Raw genomic sequence first — 15,505 nt, forward strand, 5'->3', positions numbered from 1 at the left:
GGCTGAAATCTTATTAAATTAAACTTTTTTTTTTGGGTTCCGGATCAAGTCCGGAATGACAATTATAATCGTATTAAAACTTCTATTAACTTTTTATTCTCGGCTTCTGTACCTACCGTAAACCTAAGTGTATTTTTACATAAAGGTTGTGTTGTACGATTGCGAATTACGATACCCATATCTAATAATTGTGTATATCGTTTATTTGCATCATCTACCTTTGCCAAAATAAAATTAGCATCACTTTTATAGACCTCTTCTACAAAAGGGATTTCCTTTAAAACAGTGTTAAGGTTTTCTCGCTCTGTTAGGATTTTAGAAATTTCTAATTTTACCTGGTCCTGATTAAGAACACGCTCTAGCGCCTTTAACTGTGTAAGCTCATTAACATTGTAAGGAGGTTTGATTTTGTTTAAAATATTAATTACATCTTCTGAAGCATAACAAATACCTAAACGTATTCCTGCAAGACCATAGGCTTTGGATAAAGTTTGCGTAACCAGAAGATTGGGGTAATCATTGATTTTCTTCAACCAGCTTTCCTTTTCAGAAAAATCAATATAAGCTTCGTCGATTACTACCAAACCATTAAAACTTTCAAGAATTTGTACTATACTACTTTCTGAAAAGGAATTACCCGTTGGATTATTAGGAGAACAAAGAAAAATGGTTTTCGTATTTGGATTTACGGCATCAAGAATTTGTTCAACATCAGGTTGAAAATCCTCCAAAAGAAGCACTTCTTTTTCTTCAATATTATTGATGTTGGCCAACACTTTGTACATCCCATACGTTGGTGGCAGCGTAATAATATTATCAATTTTAGGTTCACAAAAAGCTCTAAAGATTAGGTCCAGCACTTCGTCGCTACCATTTCCCAACAAGATATTTTTTGTTGAAATTTCTTTTTGCTCTGCCAAAATCTGTTTAAGACTTCTTTGCTGCGGATCGGGATACCTATTCACTCCATTTTCGAATGGATTTTCATTGGCATCCAGAAAAATCATTTTTGTCCCATCGCTTACATACTCATCTCTTGCAGAGGAGTATGGTTTTAGGTCTAACACATTATCCCTAACCAATTGTCTTATATCGAACTGTGTATTATTCATCCTTTAAACTTTCTAATCGTAATGTTACTGCATTTTTATGAGCCTGTAGTCCTTCGGCTTCAGCCATAAGTTCGATAGCATTACCTATACTTTTGATTCCTTTTTTAGATATTTTTTGAAATGTCATTGATTTCATAAAGCTATCCAGGTTTACTCCACTATATTGCTTGGCATATCCATTTGTAGGTAATGTATGATTTGTACCCGATGCATAATCACCGGCACTTTCAGGTGTATAATTTCCTATAAAAACAGATCCTGCGTTTACTATATTTTCTACATAATACTCTTCATTTTTTATACAAACAATGAAATGTTCTGGTCCGTATTCATTAATAATATCTAAAGCTTCTTGATCATTTTCGACATAGATAAGCTTTGAATTTTTTATGGCAGCTTCTGCAATTTCTTTTCTTGGCAAGTCCAAAAGTTGTTGTTCAACTTCTTGCTCTACTTTTTCAATTATTCCCTTTGAAGTAGTAATCAAAATAACCTGACTATCTTTACCATGTTCTGCCTGACTCAACAGATCTGAAGCTACAAAACCAGGATTAGCGGTATCATCTGCAACCACTAACAATTCACTGGGACCAGCAGGCATATCAATTGCTACACCAAACTTGGTTGCCAATTGTTTTGCTACAGTGACGAATTGATTTCCCGGACCAAATATTTTATAAACCTGAGGAATACTTTCGGTACCAAAAGTCATGGCGGCAATTGCCTGGATACCACCAACTTTACAAATCTTGGTTACACCACAAAGGTCTGCTGTATATAGAATAGCCGGGTTTATTTTGCCCTCTTTATTAGGTGGTGAGCATAATACAACTTCTTTACAACCAGCTAAATTTGCAGGTATTGCCAACATTAAAATTGAAGAAAACAAAGGTGCCGTACCACCAGGTATATAAAGTCCTACCTTTTGAATAGGTCTTTTCTCCTGCCAACATGAAACTCCATCTACAGTTTCAATAGAAACTTTTTCTGTTTTTTGTGCTGCATGAAATTTTTCAATATTTGACTTGGCTACTTTGATAGCATTCTTAAGCTCATTGCTCACCAATAGCTTTGCTTCTTCAATTTCTGAGGAAGAGACCATAACCTCTTTCAGTTCAACTTGATCAAATCTTTGTGTATATCTGCTGATTGCCTTATCACCTTCTAATTTTACTTCATCAAAAACGGTAAGCACCGTAGCCTCTATATCTTCAACAGTCTTCGTGGGTCGTTCTAGCAATTTTGACCAGTCTTTTCTATTTGGATTGTATATTTTGTTCATATTTTCTTTTGATAGTGATAAGCAATAAGTTCATAACCTTGATTCTCCCAAAACTTCTGTCCCTTCTTATTATTTATATAACAGTTCAATTCTGAAGCTTTACAACCTTTTGATTTTGCATATTCGAAAATCCAATTCATCAAAAGTTTTCCTACTCCCTTTCCCTGATATTCTGGAAGAATAAAAACGTTATCGGGTTCTATATGCTTTCCTATATAATATTTGGTTAAAAACCACATTCCTGAAATCCCAATTAGTTTATCTTGATCATAAACACCAACGCATTCATACTTTTCCGAGATCATCTCTATTAATCGCTCATGTAAAGTTTTAATAGATCTCTTGGGGCTTAACAACTTTAGAAATGGCAAGATAATCTCTAATTTTTCTTTAGGTATTAATTGAATCGAATACATAACAAAAATTTAAAGTACCATTTTCTCAATTGGACACACCAAGATACCTTCTGCTCCTTCGGCTTTCAATTCATCCAAAATCTCCCAGAATTTATTCTTTTCCACAACAGTATGAATAGAACTCCATCCCTTTTCTGCCAGTGGTAATACAGTTGGGCTTCGCATTCCTGGTAAGATTTTAACGATATCTTCTATTTTATTGTTGGGAGCATTAAGTAAAACATATTTAGAGTTACGCGCCTTTAAAACTGCTTGAATTCTAAACTGTAGTTTTTCTAAAAGCCTCTTATTTTCATCTGATATTTTTGGAGAAACCGCCAATACTGCTTCTGAAGTAAGCATTACTTCAACTTCCTTAAGGTTATTTTTAAACAATGTACTACCACTAGAGACTATATCGCAAATTGCATCTGCCAATCCAATATTCGGCGCTATTTCTACGGATCCTGATATTTGGTGTAACTCCGCCTTAACCCCTTTTTTACCCAAATATTCATTAACCGTATTTGGGTAAGATGTCGCTATTTTTTTACCGTCGAGATCTTCTATAGAATTATATTGAAAATCTTTTGGTACCGCCAGAGAAACTTTACATTTAGAAAAGTTAAGACGCTCGGCAATAGAGATGTCTTTCCCTTTTTCGATAAGAACATTTTCTCCAATAATTGCGATATCTACCACTCCATCCCTTAAATACTGTGGAATATCACCATTTCGTAAAAACATAACTTCCATAGGAAAGTTGCGAGTTTGCGCCTTTAGCTGGTCTTTCCCGTTATCAATAGAAATACCACAATCTTTCAAAATCTTGACCGAATCTTCATTAAGTCGGCCACTTTTTTGGATAGCAATTTTAATTTTTGACATGTTGTTTTCGTTGTTGTGTTTGATTGGTTAACGAGCCATTTTGAAACAAAAAACCCGTTTGAACTTCTCAAACGGGTTATCATTTATAGTTGTATTATACACATACCATACCTACCACGCCTGAGCGAAAATGTAAGAATGGTGATGATGTATAAGTAAATTTCTCATTGTCGTTTTAAATACTTTGCGAATTTATAAAAATTATTTTTTTCAAAAAGCATTTCAACTTACTTTTTTGCAATTAATCTTTTTTCTTAAATAAATTTTATGAATTTGGAGTTCTTAATAGCTTGATTATAAATGATTTTCATAACTTTAAGTAACTAACACTAATCAATACTATATGAAAAACTTCATCTCACTACTTATTTTTTTACTGTTTGCATGGTTAGGAATATGGTGGTATTATTCCTGCGATTGGTGTGCAAAAAGCACCGATAAAGATCCAACTATTGTTGAAGAAGAGAAAGATTCTAATACAGAAGCTCTGTCAAAAAAAGCCTATGAAGATAGCATTGTCAGTATTCGTGAAAACATTGTTGGCTTATTCGTAAAAGACAAAAATGATCAAGAGTTATTCTCTTATTCAGATAATCTTCAAATCAACAACTCTAATGGTGATGTTCTAATACCAAGCTCATTAATAGGCTTTGAAAATCAAATTGTTGACTACCTTGGCAAAAATCAAGATCAAGAACTAGTTATTCAAGGTTATGAAAATTATTCTGAACGACAGGACAAATCAGAATACGGTTTATCTAGGGCGAACTTTATTAAAGACATCCTTGTTAAAGCAGGAATTAATCCCAATCGCATAGTGACAGAACCCAAACTTATTGATTATAGTTATAAAGAAAATGGAATTTACGAAGGGGGTATATTGCTAAATTTCAACACTTTAGACACTTCCCGGATTGCCGAAATAGAAAAAAGCGTTGCCTATAGAACTCTTTATTCAAATTTTGCGCAAAAAACATTCAAACCAGATCCTCAATTGGTTAACTACGTATTAGAGCTCAAGAATTACTTGAGTAAATATCCAAATAAAAAAATACAAATCATTGGTCATACTGATGATGTTGGTGACGAGGAAGCCAATTTATGGTTTGGACAAGAAAGAGCTAATAATGTAAAAAAATACCTTATCTCTCAAGGAATTGAAGGAGATAAAATAATAGCCTCCTCAAAAGGTGAATCCTCTCCTATAGTCCCTAATGATACCGAGGAAAATAAGGCAAAAAACAGAAGAATAGAAATAACTGTAAACTAAATAAACTACAACTATGTTAGATTTTTTAAACGAAGCAAATTGGTGGTGTCTATTACTATTATTAATTCTAGCTTTTTTACTAGGATGGTTTTTATCACGATGGGCACTCAAAAATAAATATAAATCTAAGCTCGAAGAATGTGAAAGGCAAAACACAAAGCTTAGAAACATGACAAATACAAAAGCCAACTCAACTTTTTCAACACCCAAAGTTTCGGATGATTCTAATACCGATAACGAGATTAAGGCCATCAAAACCAGAGATCATGGTGGCGTGGCAGTTACCAATGGTAACGAAGAAACAAAAGACCCTCCAAAACTTAATTTCGATAGTTTTGGTAAGGCAGACGCCTCTGAAAAAGATGATTTAAAATTAATAAGCGGAATTGGTCCCTTTATTGAAGAAAAGTTAAACGGAATCGGAATTTATACATTTGACCAAATAAGCAGGTTTACAAAGGAAGACATTGATACCGTAACAGCTTTAATTAAGTTTTTTCCAGGTAGGATCGAACGAGATAACTGGACCAAACAAGCTAGTAAATTGAAAAAGTAATAAACTAATGTAAAAACATTTTTCTAAAAAAACGATCATTTGTAACAATATCACAAATGATCGTTTTTTATAGTATTTAACCTTAAAAGTAATCTTACTGATTACCTAAAATCAAAGGCATTCCATCTTTTCCAGACCCTACAACTACTACCTTTGCATTTGGAGACTTTGATAACTCCAATGTTGCCTGAATTCCTTTTTCTTTTAAAATTTTATCCGTCAAAGACTCATTAAGTATTTTATTTGCTGTTGCCTTACCTTCGGCATCAATCTTTTGTCTTTCTGCCTCTTTTCTGGCTTTTTCTAACCTAAATTCGTATTCTAGCGCTTCTTGTTCTTGCCTTAATTTTCTTTCAATAGCTTCTTTAATTGTTGGAGGAAGAGTAACATCTCTTACCAAAACCTCATTAAGTTGTATAAATTGGTTTTCAACAATCTTTTTGGTTTCTTCAAATATTTCTTTTTGAATTGCATCTCTTTTACTAGAATATAGCTGTTCTGGTGTATACCTACCCACTACACTACGAGCTGCAGAACGTATGGTTGGCAACAACACTCTAGCTACATAATTCTCTCCTTTTTGCTGATGCAATAATCCTAACTTGGCGTAATCAGGTTGAAACCATGCCGAAGCATCTAGTTTGATCTCCAAACCGTTTGAAGAAAGTACTTGCATTTTTTCAAACACTTCTTGCTGTCTTACTTCATAAACAATCACCTTATTCCATGGTGCCACCAAATGAAAACCTTCTCCCAACGGCGGTTTATCGGTTACCACTCCGCCTCCAAAAGTTCTATACAGTACACCTGCCTCTCCTGAACCAATGGTAACGGTAGATTTTGAAATAAAGACAATTGCAATAATAATAAGAATTAAAATTGGCAATCCTATTTTTGGTAATTTTTCCATAATAATAATTTGAGTTTTTAATTTTAAATTAGCCCATTATATTTTCTGGCAAACCATTCTATAGCCAATAGTAAAATAACGATTCCCAGAAGATATTTCCAGTCTATTAAAGATACTACATTTTCCTTGCTTTTTTGTATAACTTGGTATCGTTGATCTGTCAATAGATTGTTAATTAACGAGTCTATTTGATTTATATAATAATACTTCCCATTTGTATTAGTAGCTACCCTTTTGAGTTTTGTTACATCTGCATTAAGAAATTGTTGCTCAACATCATATTCCAACACACTGAAGCTTCCAGATTTTGATATATTTTCGTCAATAACACTGACTGTATAGTCATAATCCCCAGGAGTGAGATTGCTCAAATCAACTTCATAGGAGTTATTCTTCAATATCATTGGAATCGTTTGGATCGCTTCAGTATTTTTATTCCTAATTGATATTCTAAGGTTTCCCCTTCTATCGAATTCATAGTTTTTTGTAAAATACTCTGCACTAATCTTGATATTAGAGTTTCCATAATAAAAAGATTCAGAAACAGTATTAAGCCTGCTTTTTCGTTTGCTAGATGCCAAGTACTGTATGATTTTTCCGAAAAAATCATCGAAATTTTCAAAATTCTTTGCATCAAGATAATTTTGAGCTCTCCAACGCCATAATCCCTCACCCAGTAAGAGGGCCTCTCGCACCCCCTCTTGTTCTATAGTAACGAGAAATGGTTCTTCGGTCTCTATATTACTTATTGTGCGATAAAGTAAGGGGTCGTAATTTACGTTCATTCTCACCTCGCCAAAAGCGCCAATTAAAGGAGGGTAATTTTGAAACCCAATATCCTCAAACAAAAAAGCATTGTAGTTTGGATTAAATCTGGGGATGTAGTATTCGGTTTGTCGGGTTATTTCTTGTGTGTATTTTTTTTGTACCCGATTAAGAAAAACCCAATCGGTTTTTGCTCCTGCAATAGTGAAATAATTCTTTTGTAAGGTATTTAATTGTTCATAAAGCCCTCTAAATCTTGAATTGGGTTGGTAGATAATAATCATTTGGTATTCATCAAGATCCTTAACATTAGACGGTTTGGCAATTACCAAACTTCTTCTTTCATTACTTTCGACACTTTTCTTAATAGCTCCCAAATCGGGATGAATTATATCACTTACCAACAATATATTTGTCTTTTGATCTATAACTTCAACAGCAAACGTTTTGGTATTATTGACTTTGTTTTTTTCATTACTTAAGGGAACCAATCTAGCCCTGTATTGAAGAACTCCAACATTGTTTGCTGGCAGGGTAAAATTAATGACAGAAGAATTTTGCTCTTCAGAAAAAACTATCTCTTTAGTATAAAGGACCGCATTCCCAGATGTTACTTCAAATCTTGTTCGAACGTTTTGATCTCCAGAATATGTAAGTATTACCTCAATAGGGAATCTATTCTTTAAATACGCATATCTGTTGACATTTAACTGTTCAATTTTGGTGTCGACAACTTGAATAGTATCTCCCAAAATAACTGGGAATACTGCTTGTTTATAACTATTGCTACTAAATTGATAATCTTTGCCATAGGTTTGATTGCCATCAGACAGCAATATAGTTGGGGCCGTAGAATTCTTATAAACCTGATCCAGATCTTCTAATGCTTTTGATATATTGGTTTGTCTTTGGTTAAAAGAGAGGTTTAAAGAATCCGTTAGTCCCTCAGCAAAAGAATAGTAAGAGATATTGTATCGATCCTTCAGGTTATTATCCTGTTGAATACGATTAATAAATTGAGAAACATTTTGATCTTGTTTAAGATGACGTATAGATGAAGAGTTATCAACAGCAATAATCAGATTAGGCTTTTCTTCATAATATGTATTTTTCTTAAATGATGGGTTTATTAATAATACCAATAATGCAAAAACGCTAAGGAAACGCAAAAAAGCAAAGAAGAGGTGTTTTTTTTGCCTCTTCTTTGCTTTATAGAAATATTGATATAGTGCTATAATTAATGAGATTATAAAAGCTGCAATGATCAATAAAATTGTTTCTGTTTGCATGTATTGTGATTACGAAACGATTATAGGTACTTCAAAGTAAACCATAAAACTAGTTACACTGCAAAAAATTTAAAAATGTTTACGTTAAAATATACCAAAAACTTCAAATAAACCATCTCTAAATCGAAAATCGCAATTCAAAAATTAGGTCAACATTCCTCCATCAACATTAATAACCTGGCCAGTTACATACGCACTTAGATCAGAAGCCAAAAATAAACAGGCATTTGCAATATCTTCTGGCGTACCTCCTCTTTTTAACGGAATTGCATTACGCCATCCTTCAACAACTTTTTCATCAAGTTTTCCTGTCATTTCGGTTTCGATAAAACCAGGAGCTACAACATTACTTCTAATATTTCTTGAGCCAAGTTCGAGAGCTACAGATTTTGAAAAACCAATAATACCAGCTTTCGAAGCTGCATAATTTGCTTGCCCGGCATTTCCTTTCACTCCAACTACAGAGCTCATATTAATTATGCTGCCTTTACGCTGTTTCAACATTGTACGTTGAACAGCTTTAGTCATATTAAATACACTTTTTAAATTAACCTCAATAACCTTATCAAAATCTTCTTCTCCCATTCGCATTAAAAGATTGTCTTTGGTTATTCCAGCATTATTCACAAGAATATCAATGCTACCAAAAGTATCCAATACGTCTTTTACAAGTTCTTGAGCTTGATCAAAACTAGCCGCATTACTTTGATAACCTTTTGCTTTAATACCAAGATCATTTAGTTCCTTTTCCAGTTTTTCTGCTGCTTCAACAGAAGAGCTATATGTAAAAGCTACATTTGCTCCGTTTTGCGCAAAAACTTCTGCTATACCTTTTCCTATTCCACGAGTTGCCCCTGTGATAATGGCTGTTTTACCTTGTAAGAGATTCATTAGATCAATTATTTTTTTGTGTTATCTATTGTAATTTCAAATATAAGAATTACAAACAGGTAGGCAACAATAAACCCTGTGATTTCTCACAGGGTTTATAAAGAATTCATTTTATAGAATTTATAGTTTTATATCCTCGTTTTTCTTTTCATAATTGAAAAGAAAATCAATATCCATCTCTTGCACCTCACCTAATTTTGATAATGCCATCATATCTATATCCTTTTTATTTCCTACTATAAGTACATTATACGTCTCTCCACTGATATTCTCGTTAAAGAATTTCTTAAGATCTGCTAGTGTCATATTTTTAATCGTGTTATACATTTCTTCACGATTATCATAATCAATTCCTCTTTTCTTAAGACCTTCATATGTCCAAAAGATGTTTGACTTTGTAATTCTTTGCGCAGCTATTTTCTTTAGCGTAGCTTCTTTAGCCGAATTAAATTGTCTTTCTGCTTCAGGCATATTGGTCATCAAATCCATCATTGCATCCACCGCTTCTGGCATTTTATTGGCCTGTGTGCCTAGATATGCATAGACATAGTTCGCCTCTTCTTTTTTGGCCGCTGTCGAATATGCAGAAAACGCAGAATATGCCAACGACTTTGATTCTCTTATTTCCTGGAACACTATTGATGACAATCCACTTCCAAAATATGTATTAAACAATCGTGAAGCCGCCATTTTCTTTGGATCAAATTGAGAACCTTTTGCCAAGAATATCATTTCACTTTGCACCATATCATAATCTACAAAATATACATTTCCTCCTGTTTCTTTTTGCAAATAGGATGTAGCTTCGGGATAATCGGCCAATTCGTTATTAATCAGGTGATTTTTGTTTAACGAAGCTACTGCTGCCTCTACATCTTTTCCGTAGTAAAAAATTCGATGTTTAAAATTCTTAAGCTCTTTTATTTTATTAACCAATTCTGCTGGATCCACTCGCTGTAACTCTTCTATGGTATAGATATTCCGCAATGGAGAGTTTTCGCCATACATTCCATAACTAAGTAAACCTTCCCAAAGAATAGTCCCTTTTTGCGTTTTGTTATCTTGACGAGCTTTTGCAATTTTATCAACATATTTATTATAGGTTTCCAGGTCAGGTACGGCATTGCTCCAAAGATGTTCTAATAAACTTAACCCTGCATCAAGATTTTCTTTTAGTCCAGAAATCCCTACAAATGTAATATCTGACCCCGCACTTACACTGTAATTAATTCCCAATTTATAAAACTCTTTTCTTAACTCTTCTGGTGTATACTTATCAGTTCCTAAATAATCTAAATACCCTGCAGCCAAAGTGGCGTTGCGATCATTATCCTTACCCATATCAAGAATAATATTCAAACTAAAAAGATCGTTATTTGGGTTTTCAATATACGAAACCTTAAGACCATTATCCATTTTAGTTTCTTTGATCGCAGATTTGTAATCAACAAACTTAGGTTTTAGTGGTTGTGTCTTCAGGTTAGAAAACTCTTTAAAAAACTCTGACTGTTTATCTCTATTAAGCTCAACCGGCGTAATACCAGGATTTTGTACCTTAACCACATTTTTGTCTTCTCCTTTTCTTTTATAAACAACTACATAATTGTTTTTATAAAAGGAATTAGCGAAATCCACTAATTCTTGTTTGGTGATTTTTTTCAAATCATCAAGAAACTTAATTCTATCCTCCCAATTTTGGCGATGGATAAAAGCATTGTAATAAGCAGAAGCCAAAGCGGTATTATTTTCGTATTGCCTTGTTTGCGTTAATTTTAAATCATTGACAACTGCAGAAATCATCCATTCTTCAAACTCTCCTCTTTTAAGTTTTTCGATTTCTTCAAGAATCAAATCTTTAACTTCATCAAGCGTTTGTCCATTTTTTGGAGTTCCCGAAAATCTATGAAATCCATAATCATTTTGAAACGTAGGAGAACACCCTGCATTTTGTACAGCTTGTTTTTGATTTAGATTTAAATCTATTAATCCTGCTTTTCCGTTGGTAAGAATCATATCTGCCATTGTTAACAACTTCTCCTCTTTGGTACCAATACCAGCCGATCTATAAGCAATCGCAACACTTTCTGCTGTTGGTCCATATACTTCTTTAATTATTGGACTTTCGATTGGTTGTTCTTTTGGTAATGCCGGATGCAGCACTTCCTTATTTTCATAATGCCCAAAAGCATCATTAACCTTGCTAATAGTGTCATCAAAATCAATATCACCAACAAGTACAACAGCCATATTACCAGGAACGTAATACTTGTCGAAATAATTATGAATTTCTACCATTGAAGGGTTTTTTAAATGGTCTGAAGTTCCAATTGTTCTTTGTTGTCCATATGGATGATTCGGAAACAACCCTTCAAGCATTGCAGAATACAATTTTCTGAAATCATTATCCTGAGTTCTATTGAACTCCTCATAAACCACTTCTAACTCTGTATGGAAAAGACGAAGTACCAATTGGCTGAAGCGTTCACTTTCGACCTTTAACCATTTATCTAATTCGTTTACTGGAATTTTATTTTTATATACAGTTTCTTCATACCATGTATGAGCATTGGTTCCTTGCGCCCCCAAGGAACTAATCATTTTATCATACTCATTGGATATCGATATCTTTGAAGCTTCTTGTGAAACTTGGTCAATCTTTTTATAAATTTCTTTCTTTTTTTCAGGATCAGATTCTTTTTTATGTTCTTCGTACAAATTCGAAATTTCTTGCAAAAGCACTTTTTCTTTTTCAAAATCTTGAGTCCCTATTTCATCGGTACCTTTAAATACCATATGCTCTAAATAGTGCGCAAGACCAGTAGACTCTTTAGGATCATAATTCGAACCTGCACGAACCGCTATATAGGTTTGTATTTTTGGTTCTTCTTCATTTTTAGAAAGATACACCTTTAAACCATTATTCAAAGTATATAACCTAAGGCCAGTAGGGTCGTTAGTTATCGTCTCATAATTAAACCCTTGAGCATCCGTATGCTTTTCGGTTTTAATTTTATTTGATGGATTTGTTTCTGAGGATGTATTTTTACAACTACCTAATGTTGTAATAATTAGCAATAGTAAAATTGAGTTGAAAATCTTCATAGATTGATTTCGTTTTTATTTACAATACTCTAAAGGACGCAAAATAGCCAATTCCGTTATAATATTGATAAATTCTGCAAATATTATAAAAAAGAAGAGCCTTTCAATGTAATACTAAAAGGCTCTGGATATTATTATAAAGTAAAAGGCTATGCCATTACTTCGGCAACTTTTTTACCTATTTCGGCTGGAGAATCTACCACATGAATTCCACATTCCCTCATAATTGCTTTTTTGGCAGCTGCAGTATCTTCGCTTCCTCCTACAATAGCACCTGCATGCCCCATAGTTCGTCCTGCTGGTGCTGTTTCTCCTGCAATGAAGCCTACTATAGGTTTAGAAGTTCCACTTTCTTTGATCCATTTGGCAGCATCAGCTTCCAACTGCCCTCCTATCTCACCAATCATCACAACGCACTCAGTTTCAGGATCATTAACCAACAATTCAACTGCTTCTTTGGTAGTTGTTCCAATGATAGGATCTCCACCAATTCCAATTGCTGTTGTAATCCCTAAACCTTGTTTAACCACTTGATCAGCAGCTTCATAGGTAAGTGTCCCAGATTTTGAAACGATACCTACTTTTCCTTTTTTGAATACAAAACCTGGCATAATACCTACTTTTGCTTCTCCCGGAGTAATAACTCCCGGACAGTTAGGTCCGATAAGTCTACATCCTTTTTCTTTTATATAATTTGAAGCAGTAATCATATCTGCGACAGGAATACCTTCAGTAATTGTTATAATAACTTTGATTCCGGCATCTGCAGCTTCCATAATAGCATCTGCTGCAAAGGCTGGTGGCACAAAGATAATTGTTGTATCTGCACCTACTTCTCGTACAGCATCTTCAACTGTATTAAAAACAGGTTTATCTAGATGGGTTTGCCCTCCTTTTCCTGGAGTTACTCCTCCAACTATATTTGTACCATATTCAATCATTTGACCTGCATGGAAGGTTCCTTCACTACCTGTAAAACCTTGAACAATAATCTTTGAATCTTTATTAACTAAAACACTCATTGCGTTATGATTTTTTTAATTTCTTTTGAAGTTCCAAAAGTAAGCTTTTGATCACTATCGTTAAAATGAAAATTTAATTATTTTGAAATAAATGATTTCATACTTTCTGGAGTGTTATCTCCTTGTTGACTTATTTGATATCCCTTATAAAGTTTACTCTCTTTAAGTTCCCAAATTGTAATAAAATGTGCAATGGCCTCATCTTTTTCGGGGTTTTCAATTGTATTGGCAAAATAGGTATATCGTATGGTCACTTGATTTCCCTCTGCAATTAAATGGCTAATTTCGCATCTAAAGGTTTCAAACGATTGTGCCATATCGCTAAACATGGTTTTAATATCTTCAAAACCTTTTTTAGTAAAACCAAAGCTACTGTTCCAGTACAATTCAATTTCAGGATGTAAATATTCTGAAAAAGCTTCAGAGTTGTGTATTAAATCTGTTTCATAAAAGGATCTTACTACATCCTTTGCTGTATTACTCATTCTTTTTCAATTTTTCTATTAAATCCGGAATCTGTCTGATTGCCGCAATTTCTTTATACTTTTTTCTAAAATCATCTGCAGGAGTACCAAAATAACTCTTGTTTGCATCTAAAGATTTACTTACTCCCGATTGAGCGGAAATAACTGCTTTGGCACCAATAGTAATAGCACTGGTTACACCAACTTGCCCCCACATAGTTACTTCGTCTTCGACAACTACACATCCAGCAATTCCGACCTGTGAAGCAATAAGGCATTTTTTACCAATTACCGTATCATGTCCTATATGCACTTGATTATCGATTTTAGTGCCTTCTTTTATAATGGTATCACCGGTTACTCCTTTATCAATGGTACATAATGCACCTAGGTCTACATTATCTTCGATAACCACTCTACCACCAGAGATGAGCTTATCAAAACCTTCGGGTCTATTTTTATAATAAAAAGCATCACCTCCTAAAACAGTCCCCGAGTGTATAGTCACATTGTTACCTATAATAGTATTATCATAAACACTTACATTGGCGTGAATGAGGCAATTATCACCAATAACCACGTTGTTTCCAATAAAAACACCTGGTTGCACAACGGTTTCTTTTCCAATTTTTGCAGTAGGCGAAACTATTGCACTCGCCTTTTGGAAAGGTCTAAAATAGTCTGTAAGTTTATTAAAATCTCGAAAAGGATCATCAGAAATTAATAGTGCTTTACCTTCTGGGCAATCTACATTTTTATTAATTAATACGACTGTAGCAGCACTATTAAGTGCCTTATCATAATACTTTGGATGATCAACAAAAACAATATCTCCAGGAGTGACTACATGAATCTCATTCATTCCCAAAACCGGGAAATCAGGATCCCCAACATATTCTGAAGAAATAATTGTGGCAATTTGCTGTAAAGTATGCGCTTGAGGAAATTTCATTATACAAGTTAAGAATATGATTATTCTTTGATTCGCTCTTTATAGGTACCTTTTTCGGTTTCGATTTTTATTTTATCTCCTTCATTAATAAAAAGAGGAACCATAACCTCTGCTCCAGTTTCTACCGTAGCTGGTTTTGTAGCATTGGTTGCCGTATTTCCCTTTACACCGGGCTCTGTAGCCGTAACTTCAAGAATAACACTGGCCGGCATTTCTACAGAAAGTGGCATTTGATCTTCCGAATTTATGATTACAGTTACTACCTCTCCCTCTTTCAATAATCCTGGAGCGTCCAGCGTAGATTTTTCAAGTGTAATTTGGTTATAATCCTCAGTATTCATAAAATGATATGTATCGCCTTCTGCATATAAGTATTGAAACTTGTGTGTTTCAACACGCACATCGTCAATTTTATGACCCGCAGAAAAAGTATTATCAATAACTTTTCCTGTTGTTACACTTTTAAGTTTGGTTCTTACAAAAGCTGGCCCTTTACCAGGTTTAACATGTAAGAATTCTATAATTTTATAAATATCATGATTATATCGAATACATAATCCATTTCTGATATCACTTGTAGTTGCCATTAGTTTTATTCTTTTTTTAA

Annotated in this window: 14 protein-coding genes; 2 read left to right on the top strand and 12 right to left on the bottom strand. The window is 33.9% G+C overall.

The genetic code is table 11. The features are described from left to right. Positions 1-62: 62 nt before the first annotated feature. From hisC to hisG, 4 genes are read right to left on the bottom strand one after another with little or no spacing between them, the layout of a single operon-like run. The gene (hisC, locus tag U6A24_RS14160) at positions 63-1,112 is read right to left on the bottom strand and encodes a histidinol-phosphate transaminase (protein ID WP_324180645.1); all 1,050 of its coding nucleotides are present in this window, start codon (positions 1,110-1,112) and stop codon (positions 63-65) included. Further along, the gene (gene hisD / locus U6A24_RS14165) at positions 1,105-2,394 is read right to left on the bottom strand and encodes a histidinol dehydrogenase (protein ID WP_324180646.1); all 1,290 of its coding nucleotides are present in this window, start codon (positions 2,392-2,394) and stop codon (positions 1,105-1,107) included. The genes hisC and hisD overlap by 8 nt, the downstream gene beginning before the upstream one ends. Then, positions 2,391-2,810, bottom strand: a complete 420-nt coding sequence (locus tag U6A24_RS14170; protein ID WP_324180647.1) for a GNAT family N-acetyltransferase — start codon at positions 2,808-2,810, stop codon at positions 2,391-2,393. The genes hisD and U6A24_RS14170 overlap by 4 nt, the downstream gene beginning before the upstream one ends. 9 nt (positions 2,811-2,819) lie before the next feature. Then, positions 2,820-3,677 (bottom strand): ATP phosphoribosyltransferase, encoded by an 858-nt coding sequence (hisG, locus tag U6A24_RS14175; RefSeq protein WP_324180648.1) that lies wholly within the window; start codon positions 3,675-3,677, stop codon positions 2,820-2,822. A gap of 343 nt (positions 3,678-4,020) precedes the next feature. Here hisG and U6A24_RS14180 point away from each other — a divergent pair, with 343 nt between their 5' ends. Continuing rightward, entirely contained in the window at positions 4,021-4,947 is a 927-nt protein-coding gene (locus U6A24_RS14180; RefSeq protein WP_324180649.1) for an OmpA family protein, read from the top strand. 13 nt (positions 4,948-4,960) lie between these two features. Beyond that, the gene (locus U6A24_RS14185; RefSeq protein WP_324180650.1) at positions 4,961-5,503 is read left to right on the top strand and encodes a hypothetical protein; all 543 of its coding nucleotides are present in this window, start codon (positions 4,961-4,963) and stop codon (positions 5,501-5,503) included. Between the two features lie 94 nt (positions 5,504-5,597). Here the strand turns inward: U6A24_RS14185 and U6A24_RS14190 are convergent, their stop codons facing one another. The 8 genes from U6A24_RS14190 to efp all read right to left on the bottom strand — a co-directional run bounded on the left by U6A24_RS14190 (position 5,598) and on the right by efp (position 15,485). Beyond that, positions 5,598-6,413 (bottom strand): prohibitin family protein, encoded by an 816-nt coding sequence (locus U6A24_RS14190; RefSeq protein ID WP_324180651.1) that lies wholly within the window; start codon positions 6,411-6,413, stop codon positions 5,598-5,600. Between the two features lie 23 nt (positions 6,414-6,436). After that, positions 6,437-8,467, bottom strand: a complete 2,031-nt coding sequence (locus U6A24_RS14195; RefSeq protein ID WP_324180652.1) for a VWA domain-containing protein — start codon at positions 8,465-8,467, stop codon at positions 6,437-6,439. 144 nt (positions 8,468-8,611) lie between these two features. After that, positions 8,612-9,358, bottom strand: coding sequence for a 3-oxoacyl-[acyl-carrier-protein] reductase (gene fabG, locus U6A24_RS14200; protein ID WP_324180653.1), 747 nt, complete (start codon positions 9,356-9,358; stop codon positions 8,612-8,614). 120 nt (positions 9,359-9,478) lie between these two features. Continuing rightward, complete coding sequence (locus U6A24_RS14205; protein ID WP_324180654.1) at positions 9,479-12,460, bottom strand: M16 family metallopeptidase; 2,982 nt, start codon at positions 12,458-12,460, stop codon at positions 9,479-9,481. 149 nt (positions 12,461-12,609) lie between these two features. Continuing rightward, a complete protein-coding gene (gene sucD, locus U6A24_RS14210) occupies positions 12,610-13,482 on the bottom strand; it encodes a succinate--CoA ligase subunit alpha (RefSeq protein WP_324180655.1) in 873 nt (290 codons plus the stop codon). 77 nt (positions 13,483-13,559) lie between these two features. Beyond that, positions 13,560-13,967: a nuclear transport factor 2 family protein gene (locus U6A24_RS14215; RefSeq protein ID WP_324180656.1), complete on the bottom strand. Its 408-nt coding sequence runs from the start codon at positions 13,965-13,967 to the stop codon at positions 13,560-13,562. Beyond that, complete coding sequence (locus tag U6A24_RS14220) at positions 13,960-14,898, bottom strand: UDP-3-O-(3-hydroxymyristoyl)glucosamine N-acyltransferase (RefSeq protein WP_324180657.1); 939 nt, start codon at positions 14,896-14,898, stop codon at positions 13,960-13,962. The genes U6A24_RS14215 and U6A24_RS14220 overlap by 8 nt, the downstream gene beginning before the upstream one ends. A gap of 20 nt (positions 14,899-14,918) precedes the next feature. Beyond that, a complete protein-coding gene (gene efp, locus U6A24_RS14225; RefSeq protein ID WP_324180658.1) occupies positions 14,919-15,485 on the bottom strand; it encodes an elongation factor P in 567 nt (188 codons plus the stop codon). Between the last annotated feature and the right edge of the window lie 20 nt (positions 15,486-15,505).

This window comes from Aquimarina gracilis (assembly GCF_035285365.1).
In the GTDB taxonomy this organism is placed as follows: Bacteria; Bacteroidota; Bacteroidia; order Flavobacteriales; family Flavobacteriaceae; genus Aquimarina; species Aquimarina gracilis.